Origin of the sequence: Sabulibacter ruber (genome assembly GCF_017355955.1) — a bacterium.
Classification (GTDB): domain Bacteria; phylum Bacteroidota; class Bacteroidia; order Cytophagales; family Hymenobacteraceae; genus Nibribacter; species Nibribacter ruber_A.
Genome location: NZ_JAFFID010000001.1, coordinates 722995 through 742610 on the forward strand (window position 1 = coordinate 722995; position 19616 = coordinate 742610).

Genomic DNA, 19616 nt, shown 5'->3' on the forward strand with positions numbered 1-19616 from the left:
GTTTTCAGGGAATACTCATTTCCTGATCTCCCTACAACTATATAGAGATTCATGAGTTTTAAGTAACATTAGAAAATTTTACACCTAAAACCCCAACACGAAAAATCAACCGCCATGGAGAGATTGAGAGCGTACAACCAGAAGCTACTGGCTTTTATTGGCACTTTGATAGCGGCGGGAGTTCTTGGCCTGTTCCTGGTTGGGGCTTTTCTGCTGGTAATAGAGCTTTTTGATAACCAGGGAAGCGATTATGAAGAAGCGCCTTCCATCAGTCTTCCGGGCAAAAAAACAGGGGGTACCAAACAACAGCAGCGGAAGCAGGAGATTTCCTTTCACTCCCCTGACCTCATTGACACGGCCACCCACCTCTACCTCATTCCGGTTTCACTGAGAAACACTCCGCAGAATGTAGATCAGAGAACCATGGAAACCATGGTGGAGGCGGTCACCAGTTCCAGCAGAGGTTACCGCGAGGGCTATCACTACGAGGGAGCATACAGCAACATTGTGCTTTATGATCAACCGCGGGGAACCACCCACGCCGTGTTCAACCAAACCGTGAACCTGGGGAGCTTCAGAAATTTTCAGATAAAGGGACAACAGTACCTGCTCATCAAAGGCTGCCGCAAAGACACCAACCAGGATGCTAAACTGAACGAAGAGGATTTACAGTCTTTTTATGTGTATGACGTTGCCGCAAAGCGCCTGCAGGAAATCAGTTTTCCTAACATGGGGCTGGAAACCTACACGGTGCTGCACCAATCAGACCAGATTGTGCTGAGCTTTGGCGTAGACCAGAACCAGGACGGCATCTTGGAAAGGGAACCTATGGTGTTGAAAAGGTACTCTCTGACGGATAGAAAGGCCGTAGACCTGATCAACCCAAATCTGGTGAAGCAATTACAGGGGTTGGTGAAATAATCTGGAGATTGCATAACCTCAGCTTCAGTTAGTACTCAGAACTAGTAAAACGACCCAAAATCGTTTTTGACTTTCCCCCGGTAGCCCTTACATTCGGGTTTTAAGGAATGGTGGCCGCAAAGTTCTGCAACTAGACTCTCCTTCTTTTCTGGAAGCGAAGTAAAAGTGCCTTGCGGAACAGCATTCTGCTTTATTAAGCGTTACTTATGCGGCTGTCTTGGTCATCTGCTTCAGGCTGAGCCGCCCTACTTACATGAGCCCAGAGAAATTACAGTACCTCGCCCAAAAGCTGGAGGGGGAACTTCACTTTGACAATACTATGCGGACGCTGTATGCCACCGATGCCTCGGCGTACCGCGAGAAACCCCTGGCCGTAGCGTTTCCCGCCTCGGTGCAGGACATCAAAACCCTTATCACCTTTGCCCGCCTGGAAGGCACGTCTTTGATCCCGCGCACGGCCGGTACTTCGCTGGCCGGTCAGGTGGTGGGCAGTGGCATTGTGGTGGACGTTTCGCGCACGTTTACCCAGATTCTGGAGGTAAACCCCCAGGAGAACTGGGTGCGCGTGCAGCCCGGAGTGATCCGGGATGAGCTGAACATGTTTTTGAAGCAGCACGGACTGTTCTACGGACCAGAGACGTCTACGGCTAACCGCGCCATGATTGGCGGTATGGTGGGCAACAACTCCTGCGGCTCCAACTCCATTGTGTACGGCAGCGCCCGCGAGCACCTCATCAGCGTGAAAGCCATTCTGAGCGACGGCACCGAGGCGGAATTCGGGGCATTGACGCGGGAGGAATTTGAGGCGAAATGCCGGGGCGAGAATACCTCGGGAGATCTGGAGACGCGCATCTACCAGGCCACTAAAGCCATGCTGAGCCACCCCCAGACGCAGGAGAACATTAGGGCCGAGTTTCCCAAGCCCAGCATCCAGCGCCGCAACACCGGCTACGCCATTGACCTGCTTCTGGAAACCGAACCGTTCACCGAGACCGACGAGCACTTCAACTTCTGCAAGCTCATTGCCGGTTCTGAGGGTACGCTGGCCTTCCTGACCGAGATCAAGCTGCACGTAAACAAACTTCCGCCTAAGGAGATTGGCTTGCTGTGCGTGCACTGCCAGAGCGTAGATGAATCTTTGAGGGCGAACCTGGTGGCCTTGCTGCATAACCCCAGCGCCAGCGAGCTGATGGACCATTACGTGCTGGAGTGCACCAAAACCAACATTGAGCAGAGCCAGAACCGCTTCTTCGTGCAGGGCGATCCCGGGGCCATCCTGGTGGTGGAACTCTCTGATCATTCCCTGGCCAACATTGAAGCCCGGGCACAGGCGCTCGTGCAGGACCTACAGCAAAACAACCTGGGCTACCACTACCCGCTGGTAACCGGCGCCGATACGAAGAAAGTCTGGAACCTGCGCAAAGCCGGCCTCGGGCTACTGTCCAACATCCCCGGCGATGCCAAGCCGGTGGCGGTGATTGAAGACACGGCCGTAGACGTGAACGACCTGCCCGAGTTCATCCGGGAGTTCAACCTTATTCTGGAGCAGTATGACCTGTACTGCGTGCACTACGCCCACGCCGGTACCGGGGAACTGCACCTCCGCCCCATCATCAACCTGAAGACCGAGGAAGGCAACCAGCTGTTCCGCTCCATCGCCACGGAGATTGCCACGCTGGTGAAGAAATACCGCGGCTCTCTAAGCGGTGAGCACGGCGACGGGCGTTTGCGTGGCGAGTTTATTCCGTTCATGATTGGCGAGGAGAACTACAAACTGCTGGAGGAAGTGAAGCGCGTGTGGGACCCGGGCAACATCTTCAACCCGGGCAAGATTGTGAACACGCCCTCCATGAACACCTTCCTGCGCTACGAGCCGGGCCAGGAAACACCCGAGTTTGACACCGTGTTCAAGTTCAAAGACGCGGGCGGCGTGCTGCGGGCGGCCGAGCTTTGCAACGGCTCCGGCGACTGCCGCAAGACGCACCTCACCGGCGGTACCATGTGCCCCAGCTACATGGTGACCCGCAATGAGCGCGACACCACCCGGGGCCGGGCCAACACCGTGCGTGAGTTCCTGACCCGCTCTACCAAAGAAAACCGCTTTGACCACGAGGAAATCAAAGAGGCCATGGATTTGTGCCTCTCCTGCAAAGGCTGTAAGTCTGAGTGCCCGTCTAACGTAGACGTGGCCAAGCTCAAAGCCGAGTTCCTGCAGCACTACTATGACGCCAATGGCATTCCGTTCCGTACGCGCCTGATCAGCAACTTCAACAACGCGAACAAGCTGGCGGCACTGTTGCCTGGAGCCTACAACCTGCTGTTTAAGAACTCTTTTACCGCAAACGCCTTCAAAAAGGCGGTGGGCTTCGCGCCCAAACGCTCCCTCCCGCTCCTGCACAAAACCACGCTACGCAGCTGGTTCAAGAAGCACCAGGCCGAAAAAGTGAAGGAATGCGCCGCGCCAAAAAAGAAGGTGTACCTGTTCTGCGATGAGTTCACCAATTACAACGATACGCCCATTGGCATTAAAGCGGTGCTGCTGCTGGAGAAACTGGGCTACGAGGTGGTGCTGCCGGAGCACGAAGAAAGCGGCCGTACCTACCTGTCTAAGGGATTGGTGCGCGAGGCCAAGAAACTGGCTCAGAAAAACGTAGCCCTACTGCACAAGCTGGTCTCCTCTGAGACGCCGCTCATTGGCATCGAGCCCAGCTGTATCCTCTCCTTCCGTGATGAGTACCTGGACCTGGTAGACGAAGACCAGCTGGAAGACGCCAAACACATGTCCATCCACTGCCTGCAGTTTGATGAGTTTATTGCCCGCGAGATCCTGAACAAGAACATTGACCGGAACCTCTTCAAAACCGAGGCCCGCCTGATCAAACTGCACGGCCACTGCCACCAGAAGGCGCTTTCCAGCGTGCTGTACACCCAACAGATGCTGAGCTTACCGGCCAACTACAAGGTGGAAGTCATTCCCTCGGGTTGCTGCGGCATGGCCGGCTCCTTCGGGTATGAAGCCGAGCATTACGAGGTCTCCATGAAAGTAGGTGAACTGGTGCTCTTCCCTACCGTCCGCCAACAACCCGCCGAGGTCATCATCGCCGCCCCTGGCACCAGCTGCCGCCACCAAATCCACGATGGCACTGGAAGAGACGCCCAGCACCCTATTGAGGTGTTGTATGAGGCGTTGAGGTAGATTCTGTTTAGGGGCTGTTTTTGTGAAAACAGCCCAAAACAGAAATGAATATTATATATTATATATTATATATTATATTTGATTATCCATTTCGGTTTATCCTATTCACTCTAGATGGAAAAACGAATATATGGCTTCTTGTAAAAGACTAATAAACATATTTTAGCTTTGTTTACTACAGTTAGCTGCAATGCAAAGCCTGCATCAAGTCATTAACATTTACTTTATTAATTCTATAAACAAACATAATTTTTCATGGAAGAATATCAAATAAAAACAAAAGTCAATTCTGCTATTGAACAATGGGTAAACCTTCAGAATAGGCGAGGCATCCATGTTAACATAACACCAAGAGCTGTTGATTTTATATTTGAATTAATCACTAACATACAATTAGATCCATCCAAGTATTGGCGAAAAATAGATAACTACAATTATAACTCTGCCCAAGAGTTTGCCATTTCATTAATTCCTAATGCTTTAAATGAAATAATTATATCCCGTGATTTCCGGTATAGAATTTTTAAAAATTCATCATCGATCACCATTAGTAGTTGGGAATTATGGAGGGCTTTATCAGAAGTACTTACAACCTTTTGTTTTATTCCTGAAGATGATATGTAAAAGAATATGCCTACTCCAGTTCAACAACAAGGCTCAGAAGACATAACTGAAGCTTACAAAGCAGTCATTGAATTTAACAAAGTGATTATTTCATTATCATCAGCAGTCTTGGCTGCATTAATTTCTTATTTAGTATCTCAAGATTTTCCATTGAATGCCAGAAATATAGGAAGCTCCATTGCCTTAATCATTTCACTCTTATTTTCACTATCGGGCTTTGGGAGAGCAATTCCTGCAATACAAAAAAAACAGCCTAGAAAACTAGCTGTTAGACTTTCTAATATTGGTGGTTTCGTTATGTTATTTGGAATAACATTAATATTCTTGATAAAAAAAGAAGAAGAAAAAAAAATTGATGATATTCTGAAAGAAATTGAAAAGACGTCGTCAGTTATTGAATACAATTTACAACCAAAAAATTGCAAAAGCTTTAAATTTAAAGACAAAAGCTATATTCTATATTATACTTATGATTCAATTGATGTTGAAGTAGACTACTCATTGGAAAAAGACAGGATTTTATCTCTGACTAAGACAATTATTAAACATTCAAATACAAGCAGTGATTACCAAGAATAAAGCTAAATTTTTCAGCTTTACATTATTTATAAAGGAGGATAAAGTGTGCAATTCACAAAAACCTGTCCCATTAACATAAATCATCTTTCATATACATAATTATGGCAGCACCAAGAGTTTTTGTAAGTTCAACTTGTTATGACCTAAAATACATAAGAGAAAATTTAAAATTTTTTATAAGAACAATAGGGTATGAGCCCATTTTAAGCGAAGACGGAGATGTATTTTATAATCCTAAGATGCATACACATGACTCTTGTTTATCAGAAATTGAGACAACACAAATGTTAGTTTTAATAATAGGAGGAAGATATGGTGGCAAGTTTAAAGATTCTGAAACATCTATAACTAACGCAGAATATAATAATGCGGTAAAGAATAGAATCCCAATTTTTGCATTAGTCGAAAGTGGCGTATATGGCGATCATTTTGTTCATCATAAGAATAGAGATAATACTACTATCAAATATCCTTCTGTTGATAACATTAAGATTTTTGATTTCATTGATGAGGTTAGAAAAAATGCTGTAAATAACGCTTTAGTACCCTTTCGTGATTTTGCAGATATTGAAAGCTATTTAAAGAAACAATGGGCGGGCATGATGCACTATTATTTGACAACAGAATCAGAAACAAGAAGAGTTAGTGATTTATTAAGCGAAATTTCTGTTGCTACTCAGAAAATAGAATATTTCACAAAAAATATTGCAACAAATACTGCTGATAAAAAAACATTAATAGATATCAAGCTTTATGATGCAATGATTGGTAATCAAGCTGTTTCCATTTTAACAGCAAATTGGGGTCTTAAAATCACCCCATATGTAATTCTTAAAAATACTACTATCGATGAAGTCACAGGTAATAAAATTATGATTGCTGATAGTGAGGGGCATGTAGTATATAGTGGACCAGAATGCAAACTCAGTAAATCAGCATATGATTCTACAAGCAGATATTACGCCAATTTAAGAAAGAATTTTATTAAAATTATTAAAGGAAATGGTATGACACTCGAAGAATATTTAGAGCAAGAACAGAAATAGCGTTAAACTAAGCAGCTAAATATTAAGTGCGTGTCCCTTCACACCTATGCCTTTTAGTACCCTTAACACTACCATCCTGGCACCTCCCGCTGTTTGTTTTGATTTGTCCAGAAGCGTTGATCTGCATCAGGTTTCTACCGCACAAACAGAAGAGAAGGCCATCAAAGGAGTAGTAGCGGGCTTGATGGAGTTAGGAGATTCTGTCACATGGGAAGCAAAACACCTGAGCTTTCGGCAAAGATTGAGCAGCCACATTACAGCATTTGAGCGACCGTATTCCTTTGCAGATGAAATGCTCACTGGCGCTTTCAAAAGCTTCAGGCATGTGCACAGGTTTGAGGTTTTAGCCGGAGGGGCTACGCGCATGACAGATGTGTTCCACTATACCTCGCCTTTGGGTGTGCTGGGCAAGCTAGCAGATTACCTGTTTCTAAAGCAGTACATGACGTACCTGCTTTTGGAGCGAAACCGGGTGATCAAAGAAGTGGCTGAAAGCGGCAAGTGGCAGGAGGTGCCGTTTAGCCTAACAGTTGTGCAACATTTTATGCTATAAACCCCACCATCAAAATTGACTACTACAAGACTTCACTATCTATCTGGCCTCATATTAGCTATTTTTACCGGGCTTCATTTATTCAACCACCTCTACAGTATTGCAGGAGCTGACCAGCATATAGAGGTTATGAAAAGCCTGCGCCTTGTATACCGCAACTTTCTTGTGGAGACAATACTACTGTTGGCCGTGCTTTTACAAATAGTGTCGGGCATTAAGCTCTTCGATAAAAACCGGAAGGCAGCTTCCAGCAACATTGATAAATTGCATCGTTGGACAGGACTTTACCTGGCGGTTTTCTTTGTCATTCATGTAGGCTCTGTATTAGTGGGACGTACTGTTTTACACCTGGACACCAACTTCTATTATGGCGTGGCAGGATTGAATACTTTTCCATTCTACCTGTTCTTTATTCCCTATTACGGGCTTGCCACCATCTCCTTTTTCGGGCATATGGCAGCAATTCACAGCAAGAAAATGAAACAGGCGGTTTTTGGCTGGACACCACAAAAGCAAGCAAAAGCGATATTGGGCTTCGGTATTATCTTGACAGCCTTTCTGTTCTATGGCTTGACCAACCGTTTTAGAGGAGTGGAAGTCCCAACCGAATACAATGTTCTTATTGGAAAATAAAACGGACGCACAACACTGTATTGCTACTATGCGTAGGGTCTACTCTCCTTTTCAAAAAAATTGGTAATTATCCGTAAAAGGCAGCAAGCTTTTTGCAACACGGTTCATCCGCACACCGGCAATACATCTCACTTTAGCCGTCTCCTTCCCGAAGGTTAGAACCTAAAGATATAGGGGGAAAGAAGAATTCCTGACAACCCCACCGGAATTTATCGGTAACAGTTTCTAGAACTACTATCTAAAACCAAAGTAACACACACTATGAAAGCAATTGGATTTAAAACGTCATTACCCATTGAGGAAGCAGATAGCTTTCTTGAGTATGAAAAAGAAATACCAACTGCGCAAGGAAAAGACATTCTGGTAAAGGTGGACGCCATATCGGTCAACCCTGTAGATTATAAAATTAGAAGAAACAGCCTCAAAGACAAGCAACAGGATACGCCTAAGGTCATTGGTTGGGATGCGATAGGTAAAGTAGAGGCTACCGGCGAGGAGGTGACCCTCTTCCAGAAAGGTGACAGGGTATTTTATGCAGGAGACCTCACAAGAGAAGGCTCTAACCAGGAGTACCAGTTAGTAGATGAACGCATTGTAGGCTTCGCCCCGAAAAACATCAGCATGGAACAAGCTGCCGCCATGCCGCTTACGTCCCTAACTGCCTATGAACTGTTCTTTGACCATTTCCAATTGAGCAAAGAGAAAGATGCAGGCAAAACCCTACTTATTATTGGCGGTGCAGGAGGTGTTGGTTCCGTTGCCATCCAACTGGCTAAAAAGCTGCTGGGCTTAACCGTTATTGCCACCGCATCAAGAGACGTTACCATTGACTGGTGCAAAAAAATGGGCGCAGATCATGTAGTCAACCACACAAACCTGGTGAGTGAGGTAAAAAACCTCGGCTTTGAACAGGTAGACTTTGTTGTAGACTTTGTAGACCTGAATCAATACTGGGAGGCCATTGTAGAACTCATCAAACCGCTGGGAAAGGTAGGTTCCATCAGCGACCCGACAGAACCTGTAAAATTGAATCAGCTAAAAAGAAAGAGTGTGAGCTTTTATTGGGAGCTTATGTTTACCCGTTCTTTGTACCAGACAGAAGACATGGTAGAGCAGCATCACATCCTAAACAAAATTGCTCAACTGCTGGATGAGGGCACCTTACAACCAACCCTTAACACCACCATGCACGGCTTGACTGCTGAAAACATCAAAGAAGCGCATTGTTTATTAGAAAGCGGCAAAGCCATTGGAAAAGTGGTAGTGAAATTCTAAAAGACAAAACCGCATAGTAATCCTTCAGGCTGGCGCAACCAATTCAACGACTCTACTGGTAGGCATCCGAAGCATTCAATTGAAGTGTTTTTTTAGGCGTTGGTGTAGTTCGTTTAAGGGCTAATTTAAAATACTAGCCCTTAAACAGAAAATTAAGTCTGAGTCATGTATTGTATTCGGAAGTGCAGTTCCGCTTATCAAGCCACTTTTGACCGGATAAACGGAAATTTAACTCTGTTCAAGGAGCCAATAACCGGAACAGCTCCATATGTACAATAGTTAGCTACAAGATTAAATATAAAATGTTCGTGAGACTTCTATTCTCTTTTTTAATTGCACTGGTTGCATCTAGCGCCTTCGGACAAACAAAAGTCCTGACTGGAAGAATTATCGACGAACATTTCGAACCGCTTTCCAAGACGGTGATACAGACAATTGACTCGACAATCACCACACGGGCTGACAATGACGGATACTTCAGGATTGAAGTCCCAGCGACCACCTCTAGATTAGTTGCCTGGTATATCGGATTTGAAACTGACACCTTCAACATTGAAGACAAATGTCACCTGAACATGATACTTCTTGACGACGTGAAAATAGAGTTCCAGACAGTTGAAGAAGCAATGAAGTTCGAGAAGAGAAGAAAAAAGGACACAAAACCGCTCTATAAAGAAGCCATAAGGAGAGGAATTTTAAAAGAAGAAAAATCCTGTAGCTAACACTGTATAAACGGCAGCTTCGGCCGACGGCCTCGCCGGCGTTTAGGCAAGTACGTTAGGTGCGAGCTTGAATCAAAACACTAAAAGAATAAAGCCTTGTTAGAATCACTTGATGAAGACTTCTGTAGTGCATTAGAATACCGACTAACCCGAATTTTCAGAGAAAGTGACCAAAAAGAAATTAGAAGTCTTTGGTGTGACGGAATTTCTCCAGGAATAGAGACAAACGACAATCCGATTGACTCCAGAAGAATACGAACAAAAGCATGGATTGGAAAAGACGGACAAGAAGAATTTTCAATGACAATTTTGCTCGGAGAAGAAGCAATAGTGAAATTCTTAAATGGAGGAAGCTTGATTGACTCTATTCCAAGAGAAGAAACCAAAGACTGGATGGATATTGATACGGAAGGAAGAACTGTAACAGTACAACTAAATTAAGAAAAGCCTGCTCCTAACCACGTGTAAACGCCTGCTAGGCCGATGGCCGTCGCCGGAATTTACACCAGTTCGTTGGGGATAATTTTGTAATAATAATTCTCCACGGATGATCAAAGACCAATAAGAAGTATTCAAATGAGCGAGATCAATAAAGCAATTTTACAAAAGGCAAATGCAGCGATTATCAAGGGTGACAATGAAGGTTTTCTTTCTTATTGCACGGAAGACACCAAGTGGGTATTTATAGGCGATAAGACTTTGGAGGGCAAGGACGCCGTTCGAAACTACATGGCAACGGCTTATAAGGAACCTCCAAGGTTTATAGTTGAAAACTTAATTGCTGAAGGTGATTTTCTTACTGCTGTCGGCACAATCAAAATGGAAAACGAGCAAGGCCAAATGGTTGGCTATTCTTACTGCGACGTTTGGCGATTTAAAGATGGTAAGATGGCTGAATTGAAAGCCTTTGTCATTGAAACCAAGTCAACATGAGAATACAAGTTCTGACAAATAGCTGAAAGCTAGACCTACAAGTAATTGCCAGTTGAAGAGTCTATATATTGCATCGATCAGCAGTTGTTATTCCATACTTTCTGATATGGTTTAAATCAGCAAGAAACTACCGTCAACAGTGCATTGCTACAAGTGTGGCAGTAGGGAGAAAATACCAGGTTAGTTGAACGGTTGGACTTTGATGCTCTTTCATAGCACATCATGTTCAGTCCTTACCCTGTGCTGTGTGGCTTACGTTACCATAAGTAACCCTTGCAACTTCTTCCTTGAAAGGAAATGACCATATACCTTCTTCTAGCTATTATCATAGGATACTTGGTTTTTGTAGCCATCCGGATAGGCCTTCATCAACGTCTTCCGCTTGCGCTTGGCCCTATTTCTCTGGAGTTGATTCCTGATCGAGCAGCAAAAAAATATGGAGAAAGTCCTCTCTTCACAATAGATAAACCCTGCCACTGGGAGATTGAAGCCCTCAAACCTCGTTATAATGATCCCTTGGCCTGGAGCGCAAAACGTATTCAATCCACTGCAGGGATGCTTGCCTCCCTCCTACAGCACCAATTCAATCTCCAGTATGGCGAGCGCGTTGCCATCTTTAAGCAGAACCACTTTGATATTCATCTTTTTACGATGTCCATCATCCGGGCCGGGGGTATTGCATGTCCGGTAAATGGAAAGCTGACCATAAATGATTTTGAGCCTTATTTGGCTAATTTATCGGCTACTATCCTCATTACAGATAGCGCGGCAATCTTCAGGTTCCTACAAGGCAGTATGAATTTTGGATGCTGCAGAAAGCTAATTATTGCAGAAAAAAGAGCCTTAAATTCAGAGACCGAGTCTACTGCGTTAGAGGAGCAAATGGCGCGTAGGTATCCAGATATTCAACTCTACTGGTTAGAGGAGGCGATTTTGTCTGTTCACAAAGAAAGTCCGGCCGTTCCCAGGGGAAAGGATGATCCCTTGTATCTGGTCCATTCATCCGGGACCACGGGTTTCCCCAAAGCGGTTATTCTAAAAAATGGTCCTCAAGCTCATGCCGTCCGCGGATGGCTTTGTTATGTGCACCTGTCCCGTACCTGGGATAAAGGGTTTGGCGCCGTACCTAATAATCATCAGGCGGTCATTCTTTCGTTTAACAGCCTGCTTCTGCTAGGATTCCCTGTCCATTGGAGCAGCAGCTATGACCATCAGGACTTCAATGCGGAGGAAGTAATGAGAACCTTGGCGGCAGGGAAGTTTACAGGGTATTTTGGATTTCCTGTTACCTACACCCAACTAAAAGAAGTTCCAACAGAAAAGTATGATTTAAGCGCCATGCGAATTTGGGGCTCTACCGCTGATGCTAGCCATGAAGTGATTCAGCGCAAGTTTGTCTCTATTGGGAATGCATTCAAAGCATTTGGTATTCCCTTGAAGGGTTCTATTTATTTGGATGCACAGGGATCCAGTGAAGTAGGCACACCCTCTGTCATCCGGTATATCACCAGGTACACCAATACATTTGACCGCAGAATAGGACGGATTGGCTCCACTCCTTTTGGCCCCAAAATAAGAATTGTAAAGGAAAACGGAGAGAAAGTAAAAAGAGGAGAAGTTGGTAAACTAGAGGTAAAAGGAAAAACTGTTTTTGCGGGTTATTGGAACAACCATGCATTAACGTATGAAGCTATCCATGACAATTGGTTTTTTACCGGAGATGTAGTCCGCTTAAACAAAGATGGACACCTTATCCAATTGGACCGGTTAGTAGATGTCATTCATACCAGCAACGGAGAGGTGTACAGCCTGCCTATTGAAGAAAAATTACACAAGCATCCTGCTGTCTATGATATTTGTGTATATGCTCACCTGCAGCCAGATGGCACCTATTTGCCTGCGGTAGCTGCTGCTCTTAAAGTGAAAAATAGTATTGACAATAATCTACTTCTACATGAATTCAATCAGATGCTAGAAGAGAAAGAAAAGTTATGTCGCTGTGAAATCATGGAGTGGTCTGAATTTCCTATTGGTGTGACTGGAAAAACATTAAAAAGAGTTTTCCGGAATAGAAGTGAGCAGATGACGAATTGATTTTAAGAAAATATAATACGGTGAAAGCAACCTGTTTACAGCCAGGAAAATACCAGCACTATCAGTTGCCATTAACACCAAATCATTTAGAATTTATATCAGATTTAAAGCAACTCGAAAGTCGGCCTTTAAAAGAATTTGGAGATTCAGTTCTTTAGTGATTTAATATGATAAAAAGTATAAAGCTTTTTTGTAATCAATTTCTAGACTGAAAGTGATTGAAATACTAAAACTCCTTTACTTGCATCCAAGCAACAGCCTTGATAACTTCAATTCAAAGTAACTACCAAAACCTGGCGAAAAGAAAAGGAAAACTGGATAGATTGAACTAGCATGAAACCAACACCCGAGCACGATGCCCGAATGGCCAGCATGACCTTTGCCTCGGTCTACCCGCACTATGTCACCAAAGTGGAGCGCAAAGGCCTCACCAAAGAGGAACTTCACCAGGTTATTGCCTGGCTCACGGGGTATGATGACCAGAAGCTGCAGGAACTGGTGAACGAGAAAGCTACGTTTGAGACCTTCTTCCGGGAGGCCAACCTTAACCCCAACGCCCACCTGATTACCGGCACCATCTGCGGCTATAAGGTAGAGGAGATTGAAAATCCTTTGACCCAGCAGGTCCGGTACCTGGACAAACTGGTAGACGAACTGGCCAAGGGTAAAAAGCTGGAGAAGATTCTGCGCCAGGGCAAAGCTGGAGGGTGAAATATCTGCAGCTTTTCTCTATTTTACCTTCTGGTAAACAAGGCAGAAAACGCTTTATCCTAACCCCTTATCCTTGGTATGTCAGCAGAACCTATTCCCTCCTCCCTCACTGAGTGCGAGATTGTCAGCACCCGCGTGTTCAAGGGCTCTAAAGAGCAGGTTTTCTCGGCCTGGTCAGACCCAAAGAATTTACAGAACTGGTGGGGTCCGGCGGGGTTTACCAATACGTTTCATGAGTTTGATTTCAGGCCCGGCGGAAAATGGCGTTTCACCATGCACGGCCCCGAGAAAGGAAACTACCAGAATGAATGTGAGTTCCTCAAGATAGACGCTCCATCTCTTATTCACTGGAAACGACACTCTCAACCGCTATTCCAGGTACTGGTCTTATTTGAAACAGTCACCGCCAGCACTACCCGCGTCACTTTTAAGATGCTTTTTGACACCGAGAAAGAGTGTCTGAAAATCAAAAAATTTGCGGTAGACAAGAACGAAGAGAACTTTGACAAATTAGAGGTACAATTAACCAGGATGGCTGCTATCTAATACCAGTTCCTATTTCCTATCTTGCCATTTTATAACCCAATTCATACTCATAGCCTATCATTATACCTTTACATGAATTCTTTTAAGTACAAGCTTGCCCTTTCCCTTTTATCCTTTACGTTCCTTTTCTCAGAAGCAAAAGCCCAGACAGATTTCAGGCCTGGTTACATTATCACGCTACAGGGTGATACGGTAAAAGGCTTCCTCAATTACCGGAGCGATATAGCCAATGCCAAAAACTGCATCTTCAAAAAAGAGCAGGATCAGGACAAAGTAACCTACACCCCTGAGCAAATCAAGGCCTACCGGTTTCAGGAGGGCAAGTATTATCTGTCAAGCCATACGTTTCCTTATAAAGTAGCCAATCAGGCGTTTATTGAGGCGGCCTCGCAGGGGCTGGTAAGTGTCTATTACTACAAAGAAGAGGGCAAGAATCATTATTACGTGGCTAAGGGCACGCAAATAGTGGAACTGGACCATCATGAAAAATATGCGGGTACCCTACAGAATACCGGCTATGAGCAGGAACGAGCCGCTCCCGAGAAGTTCAGGGGTCAGTTGAAGTATCTGATGTGGGATCAGCCCTCCCTATTCCCTAAAATCGAGCGAACTTCCTGCACCACCAAAGACCTGGTTTCCCTCGCGAAGGAATACCAGAAGCTTAGTTTCCCTTCTCAGGAGTATGTACAGTTTGAGAAACAGACCTCCAGAGGAATCAAAACTAAAGTTGGGGTATTTGTAGCGGGAGGTCTCTCCACTCTGGATTCTCCGCCCTACAACATGTATATCAGCGATTATGACGTCAGGAAATACCTGGATTTTAAATCAAGCTTCACCTATGAAGTGGGTGCTCTGGTTGATTTAAGCCTGAATTTTATAGGCGAAAATAAATACTTCCTCCAGCTCGCCCCTGCCCTCAACCTTTCTGAATACAAATCACAAAAAGAAGTAGCCATTTACCCCCTGGTTTACAGCTACAAAACAAACATCCAGTTCACCACCCTTAAACTGCCCTTGCTGTTCAAGTATTCCTTCTACCGAAGTAACGCCTCGGTTTTGCCCTACCTCAAATTTGGGCCGGGGTTTGACATCTATTTAAGTCAGAAAGGAAATTATGAATATACGGCAGTTCCCCAGGATGGCCCGGCAAGTCAGGCCACGGTTCACAGACAGTCTCTAAACACCAACTATGAAGATAAACCCATCATGTTTTATTTCATTGGCGGGGCAGGGATTGACATCAAAACCGGGAAAAAGCCCCTATCGCTTGGGGTGACTTATAAAACCGGAGAAGGCCCGTTAGACAGCGGTAGATCTGATGTTCAATTTCAGGTTGGATTCTTATTTTAATATTTCCTGCTATCAGTTAATAAAGAGCTGAACTTCAAAACCTTCTTTAGACTAAGTAGAATTTTAGGAAAAAGCAGCCTCTATTCATACATGCCTATCCTCACGCTCACTTCCATTATTCAGGCACCAATTGAAGTCTGTTTTGACCTGGCTAGGAGTGTTGATTTGCATCAGGTTTCTACCGCCCATACAAAGGAGAAAGCAATCAAAGGTGTGGTAGCAGGCATGATGGAGATAGGAGATTCCGTCACGTGGGAAGCAAACCACCTGGGCATCCGGCAACGGCTGAGCAGCCAGATTACGGCTTATGAGCGGCCTCATTTCTTTGCAGACGAAATGCTCACCGGCGCTTTCAAAAGCTTTAGGCATGAGCACAGGTTTGAGGCCTTATCTGGAGAGGCTACGTGCATGACCGATGTGTTCCACTATACCTCGCCTTTGGGTTTGCTGGGCAAGCTGGCAGATTACCTTTTTCTAAAGCAGTACATGACGCACCTGCTTTCTGAGCGGAACCGGGTCATCAAAGAAGTGGCCGAAAACGGCAAGTGGCAGGAGATGCTCGCCATTCAAAAGCAGGTCGTGCTGTAAACTTCTGGTTTCGGCCTGATTTAAAGGAAATAACCTCAAAACACCTACCCCAGCCCCTACTCTCACCTTCCATCGTTTAACCCATGAACCCGACCGCAGCTCTAAAAGCCATCCTTTCCAATCAGTATGTAAACGAAGACGAAGAAGAATATACGGTGGAGTTACTGCCCGGCATGAGGGAGACGGAACTGGCAGCTTTTAAGCGCAGACTTCCCAATCAGTTTCTTCCTCCTGAGATAGAGGAGCTGCTCAGGTTTTCTACCGGGTTTCTCTTTTCTGGCTTAGAAAAAATCAGGTTCGATGCCTTTGATGAGTTTGGCTTTGAAGAACTGTTTCCCCGTTCCATTCAATTAGCGGGGGATGGCTACGGTAACTTCTGGGTCTTAGACCTAGATGCCAAAGGGAACTGGGGACCGGTATACTATGTGTGCCATGACCCGGCGGTAGTGGTGAAGCACTCCGATAGCCTGGCCCACTTTATCAAAGACGTAGATGAGTTTGGCAGATTAGGCAGTGCGTCAAAGATGGACAAAATCCATGAGGAAAAGGTGTTCACCATCTGGGAAGCCGTACCAGAATTCACGGAGCAACACAAGGGTGACTTAGGCTTACCGCAAAGCTTTTTACAGACCCTGCCTGCGCAGTTCATGATTGCGGATTTAACGAAGCAGCCGGTAGGTACCGGTTTTGCCTGGGGTAAGTCTGGGGCCAATCCCGTAATTGTTCGGTTCGAGGACAAACCTATCTGGGTTTTGGAAAGGAAAGCAAAGAAAGGCTTCCTCTCACGGCTTTTTGGAAGCAAGTAGTGTCTCCTGTCGGTACCCTTTTTGGTCTTGTTTTCTAAAAGAAGCCGCAAAACTCCCGTAACCCTGACTTGCTTATATTGAACTCCACACCCGGCCAACAACCCTGCAGCACCTACTCAGACGCTCCGTTTCACTGGGTCCTGTGGTCACTCAATTGGTTCTCAATTAAGAGCGATAGGTGCTTTACATCGCTTTCAAGAAGTGCTTTCCAATTTCCCCTGGAATTCTGATTTCATTGCAGCAACCTTTTGGTTATGACAGGAATCTACAGGAAGAACAAAGGGATAGCCAAAAGAAAGGCACAAACTCCTCATGGTCTTTCAGGAGGGATTATGCAAGAAGCCAAAACCACTAAGCTCTTCTGAATGGATCTCGGTGATACTTTTTTAAACTCTTCAAAATCTGTTTGGGATTACAGGGTTTTTGGCTAGTTGCCTGTCTGCTTAAGAAGTACCTACAAGCTTTCAGAAAAGGAAAGTTCTCTGGAGTACCGGCAGCTTTTTTCCAATTAGATATACGATCATGAACATTACCATCACAGAAACCCAGGGCACTTCTTATGCTCTTTTAGAATCAGATAAAATAGAGATTTCTTCCACGCAGGATGCCTTGGACCTGATTGGCAACAGTGGCTACCTGGGCGCGCAGAAGGTGGTGGTGCGCCAGGAAAACCTCCACCCCGACTTCTTTGACCTTAAAACCAGACTGGCGGGCGAGATCCTGCAGAAGTTCTCTAATTACCAGATGCAGCTGGCCATTGTAGGAGACTTCTCCCAGTACACCAGCAAAAGCCTGCGTGATTTCATTTTTGAGAGTAACAAGCAAGGCCGAATCAGCTTTGTGAGCAGCCTGGAAGAAGCGCGGGAAAAACTAGCCTGACCAGGTTTAGCGAAACCAACCACTGCCAGGCTAGTACACTCGCTATTTACTGCCTGCCTCTGGTATAACAGCCCTAAAACAGAAGTGCTCCCTGTTCACTGGTAGTCCGTGAACAGGGAGCACTTCCTATGAAAGAAGCTTACTTTGAGAGAATGATGATGCCTTGGCTATCGCCGCAGTGCTGTTTTAGACTAAACCAACTCCGGCAAACGGAGTGACTTTTAATTGAACACCACCTTCTGCACGGTCCGTTGGCCACCGTACTCCAGCACCAGCATGTAGGTGCCCGGCGCCAGGTTCCCGCGCGGGATGGTTAAGGTGTGGTTGCCGGCTTTGTATTTCTCCTTCAGCACTTTGGCTTTCTTTTTCCGGTCCATGGTGTACAACTCCGCCTTTACCGCCGATTTCTTGGGTAAGCTAATAGCCACGTACACGTTGTTGGAGGTAGAAGAAACCGGCATGGCTGTAGAACTCACCGTTCCCGGCGCCCCGTTGGGTTGCTGCCCCAGCATCTGGTTTACGGTTAAGATTGGCTGCTCTTCCTGGGCCAGGATTGGCACGGCCCCTCCCACTACCACTACATTGCTCAACTCGCTCTCCACGTTGCCCGGGCTCACCTCGGTCACTGCCCAGAAGGAAGTGGGCGTAGGCACCTCTGTTACCGGGATGGTCACGGTTTCCGAGGCGGTGAAAGCCCTTACCGCCCCGTCTGGGATGAGCGGCCCGGAAGCCGGCATCTGGTTGGTAGTGTAGAGCAGGTAGCGTTTGAAGGCATGGGTATTGGCAGGGTTGCGGTTCCAGCGTACTTCATAGACATTGGATGTCTCGTTGAGGGTCACGGTGAGATCAGACGGAGCGGCCGGGGTTGTGCCGGCCATCCAGTCCATGGCCGGAGGTGCGGCCGGAAACCGGAACGTAGCCGACTTAAAAGAAGTAGCAATAAAGTTGGTGTTGGCCGTGAGGTTAGCCGCCCGGAAAATGACGCTACCCAGGGCATTCCGCTCGCGGTTGGAGCGCGTGATTTCCATTTGGTGCGGCACTTCTTCAATGGTAAAGCCGGTTTGGTTCACAATGTGGCCCGGGTACAGGTGGCGGGAGGCGGCGTAGGCTTTGTCTGACCACCAGTACAAGAGTTTGCGGTAGTCCTGCCGTCCGCCAATGGCCCAGTAAAGCTGCGGCGTGAGGTAGTCCACGTAGTGCTTGTCCAGCCAGTACACGGCATCGGCGTAGATGGAATTGTACGCATCCATGCCCGACACACCGGCGGGCTCCCCGTTTTTCCAGATACCGAAGGGACTGATGCCAAACCGTACCTGGGGTTTCAAGGCTTTGATCTGCTCATTGACCATACGCATGGTCTCGTTCACGTTGTAGCGGCGCCAGTCTTTGATGTTGGCAAACCCGCTGCCGTAGTCTCGGTAGGTTTGGGCGTCTTCCTGCGCAATCCCCAGGAACGTACCTTCCGGGTAAGGGTAGAAATAATCATCGAAGTGCACGCCGTCAATGTCATAGTTCTGGGTCACTTCCTTGATGATAGCCGTAATATAGCTGCGCACCTCGGGCAAGCCGGGGTTCAGGATTTTCTTTCCGTTCGGGAAGGTCAACAGCCACTGGGGCCGGGCTTTGGAAACGTGCTGGGCATAGTACACGGCGGGATTGGGAACGGTGCTCACCCGGAAAGGGTTGAACCAGGCGTGCAGCTCCAGGCCGCGGGCGTGGGCTTCCTCAATGGCGAAGGCCAGCGGATCAAACCCGGGGTCTTTCCCCTGGGTGCCGGTCAGGAACCGGGACCACGGCTCGTAGCTGGATTTGTAAAAGGCATCGCACTCGGTTCTCACCTGGAAAAACACCGCATTGAGGTTGGCCGCTTTGATTTTGTCCAGCATGTCGCGCAGGGCGGCTTTCTGGTTTTCGGGGGCGGCTCCCCTGATGGGCCAGTCCAGGTTGGCTACGGTGGCAATCCAGACACCCCTGATCTCCCGGTTAGGCAATTCCTGGGCAAATCCCGTAGACAAGATGGAAAAATAAAACACGGCGATCAGGAGAAAGAGGTGCTTGCGCATAAACGGGGCTTAGTAACGTAAGAGCTGGTTTAGTTCTGGGGACAGTCTACAAAGGTAAGGATAAGGCAGTTAAAAGCAGGATACCCGGGCTAAGTTT

The 19616-nt window shown here is 46.4% G+C and carries 19 protein-coding genes; 18 read left to right on the forward strand and 1 reads right to left on the reverse strand.

Annotated elements, in window-relative coordinates; translation table 11 throughout:
* The first annotated feature begins 114 nt into the window (after positions 1–114).
* The 18 genes from JT719_RS03065 (at position 115) to JT719_RS03150 (ending at position 17456) form a co-directional block, all read left to right on the forward strand.
* Entirely contained in the window at positions 115–921 is an 807-nt protein-coding gene (locus tag JT719_RS03065) for a hypothetical protein (protein WP_207430951.1), read from the forward strand.
* A gap of 253 nt (positions 922–1174) precedes the next feature.
* The gene (locus JT719_RS03070) at positions 1175–4117 is read left to right on the forward strand and encodes an FAD-binding and (Fe-S)-binding domain-containing protein (RefSeq protein WP_207430956.1); all 2943 of its coding nucleotides are present in this window, start codon (positions 1175–1177) and stop codon (positions 4115–4117) included.
* A 255-nt stretch (positions 4118–4372) separates the two neighbouring features.
* Positions 4373–4741, forward strand: a complete 369-nt coding sequence (locus JT719_RS03075) for a hypothetical protein (RefSeq protein ID WP_207430958.1) — start codon at positions 4373–4375, stop codon at positions 4739–4741.
* 6 nt (positions 4742–4747) lie between these two features.
* Entirely contained in the window at positions 4748–5320 is a 573-nt protein-coding gene (locus tag JT719_RS03080) for a hypothetical protein (RefSeq protein WP_207430959.1), read from the forward strand.
* Positions 5321–5421: 101 nt separating this feature from the next.
* Positions 5422–6366, forward strand: coding sequence for a DUF4062 domain-containing protein (locus tag JT719_RS03085; RefSeq protein ID WP_207430960.1), 945 nt, complete (start codon positions 5422–5424; stop codon positions 6364–6366).
* A 46-nt stretch (positions 6367–6412) separates the two neighbouring features.
* Positions 6413–6919 carry an SRPBCC family protein gene (locus JT719_RS03090; protein WP_207430961.1) on the forward strand — a complete coding sequence of 169 codons (507 nt, stop codon included), beginning with the start codon at positions 6413–6415 and terminating at the stop codon, positions 6917–6919.
* Positions 6920–6934: 15 nt separating this feature from the next.
* Positions 6935–7552 (forward strand): succinate dehydrogenase/fumarate reductase transmembrane subunit, encoded by a 618-nt coding sequence (locus JT719_RS03095; protein WP_207430962.1) that lies wholly within the window; start codon positions 6935–6937, stop codon positions 7550–7552.
* Positions 7553–7813: 261 nt separating this feature from the next.
* On the forward strand, positions 7814–8827 hold the full coding sequence (locus JT719_RS03100) for a zinc-binding alcohol dehydrogenase family protein (RefSeq protein ID WP_207430963.1): 1014 nt from the start codon (positions 7814–7816) through the stop codon (positions 8825–8827).
* A gap of 302 nt (positions 8828–9129) precedes the next feature.
* Entirely contained in the window at positions 9130–9549 is a 420-nt protein-coding gene (locus tag JT719_RS03105) for a carboxypeptidase-like regulatory domain-containing protein (protein ID WP_207430970.1), read from the forward strand.
* A 96-nt stretch (positions 9550–9645) separates the two neighbouring features.
* Entirely contained in the window at positions 9646–9990 is a 345-nt protein-coding gene (locus JT719_RS03110; RefSeq protein ID WP_207430971.1) for a hypothetical protein, read from the forward strand.
* Between the two features lie 135 nt (positions 9991–10125).
* A complete protein-coding gene (locus tag JT719_RS03115; protein WP_207430972.1) occupies positions 10126–10482 on the forward strand; it encodes a nuclear transport factor 2 family protein in 357 nt (118 codons plus the stop codon).
* A gap of 297 nt (positions 10483–10779) precedes the next feature.
* Positions 10780–12576: an ANL family adenylate-forming protein gene (locus JT719_RS03120; RefSeq protein WP_207430973.1), complete on the forward strand. Its 1797-nt coding sequence runs from the start codon at positions 10780–10782 to the stop codon at positions 12574–12576.
* A gap of 333 nt (positions 12577–12909) precedes the next feature.
* Positions 12910–13287: a DUF2200 domain-containing protein gene (locus JT719_RS03125; RefSeq protein WP_207430974.1), complete on the forward strand. Its 378-nt coding sequence runs from the start codon at positions 12910–12912 to the stop codon at positions 13285–13287.
* A gap of 78 nt (positions 13288–13365) precedes the next feature.
* Positions 13366–13833, forward strand: coding sequence for an SRPBCC family protein (locus JT719_RS03130; protein WP_207430975.1), 468 nt, complete (start codon positions 13366–13368; stop codon positions 13831–13833).
* Between the two features lie 72 nt (positions 13834–13905).
* Entirely contained in the window at positions 13906–15183 is a 1278-nt protein-coding gene (locus JT719_RS03135) for an outer membrane beta-barrel protein (protein WP_207430976.1), read from the forward strand.
* 90 nt (positions 15184–15273) lie between these two features.
* Positions 15274–15771: an SRPBCC family protein gene (locus tag JT719_RS03140; RefSeq protein ID WP_207430977.1), complete on the forward strand. Its 498-nt coding sequence runs from the start codon at positions 15274–15276 to the stop codon at positions 15769–15771.
* A gap of 83 nt (positions 15772–15854) precedes the next feature.
* Positions 15855–16577: an SMI1/KNR4 family protein gene (locus JT719_RS03145; protein ID WP_207430978.1), complete on the forward strand. Its 723-nt coding sequence runs from the start codon at positions 15855–15857 to the stop codon at positions 16575–16577.
* A 522-nt stretch (positions 16578–17099) separates the two neighbouring features.
* Positions 17100–17456, forward strand: a complete 357-nt coding sequence (locus JT719_RS03150) for a DUF4180 domain-containing protein (RefSeq protein WP_207430979.1) — start codon at positions 17100–17102, stop codon at positions 17454–17456.
* 221 nt (positions 17457–17677) lie between these two features.
* Here JT719_RS03150 and JT719_RS03155 read toward each other — a convergent pair whose 3' ends face one another.
* Entirely contained in the window at positions 17678–19519 is a 1842-nt protein-coding gene (locus JT719_RS03155; protein ID WP_207430982.1) for a glycoside hydrolase family 10-like protein, read from the reverse strand.
* Positions 19520–19616: the final 97 nt, after the last annotated feature.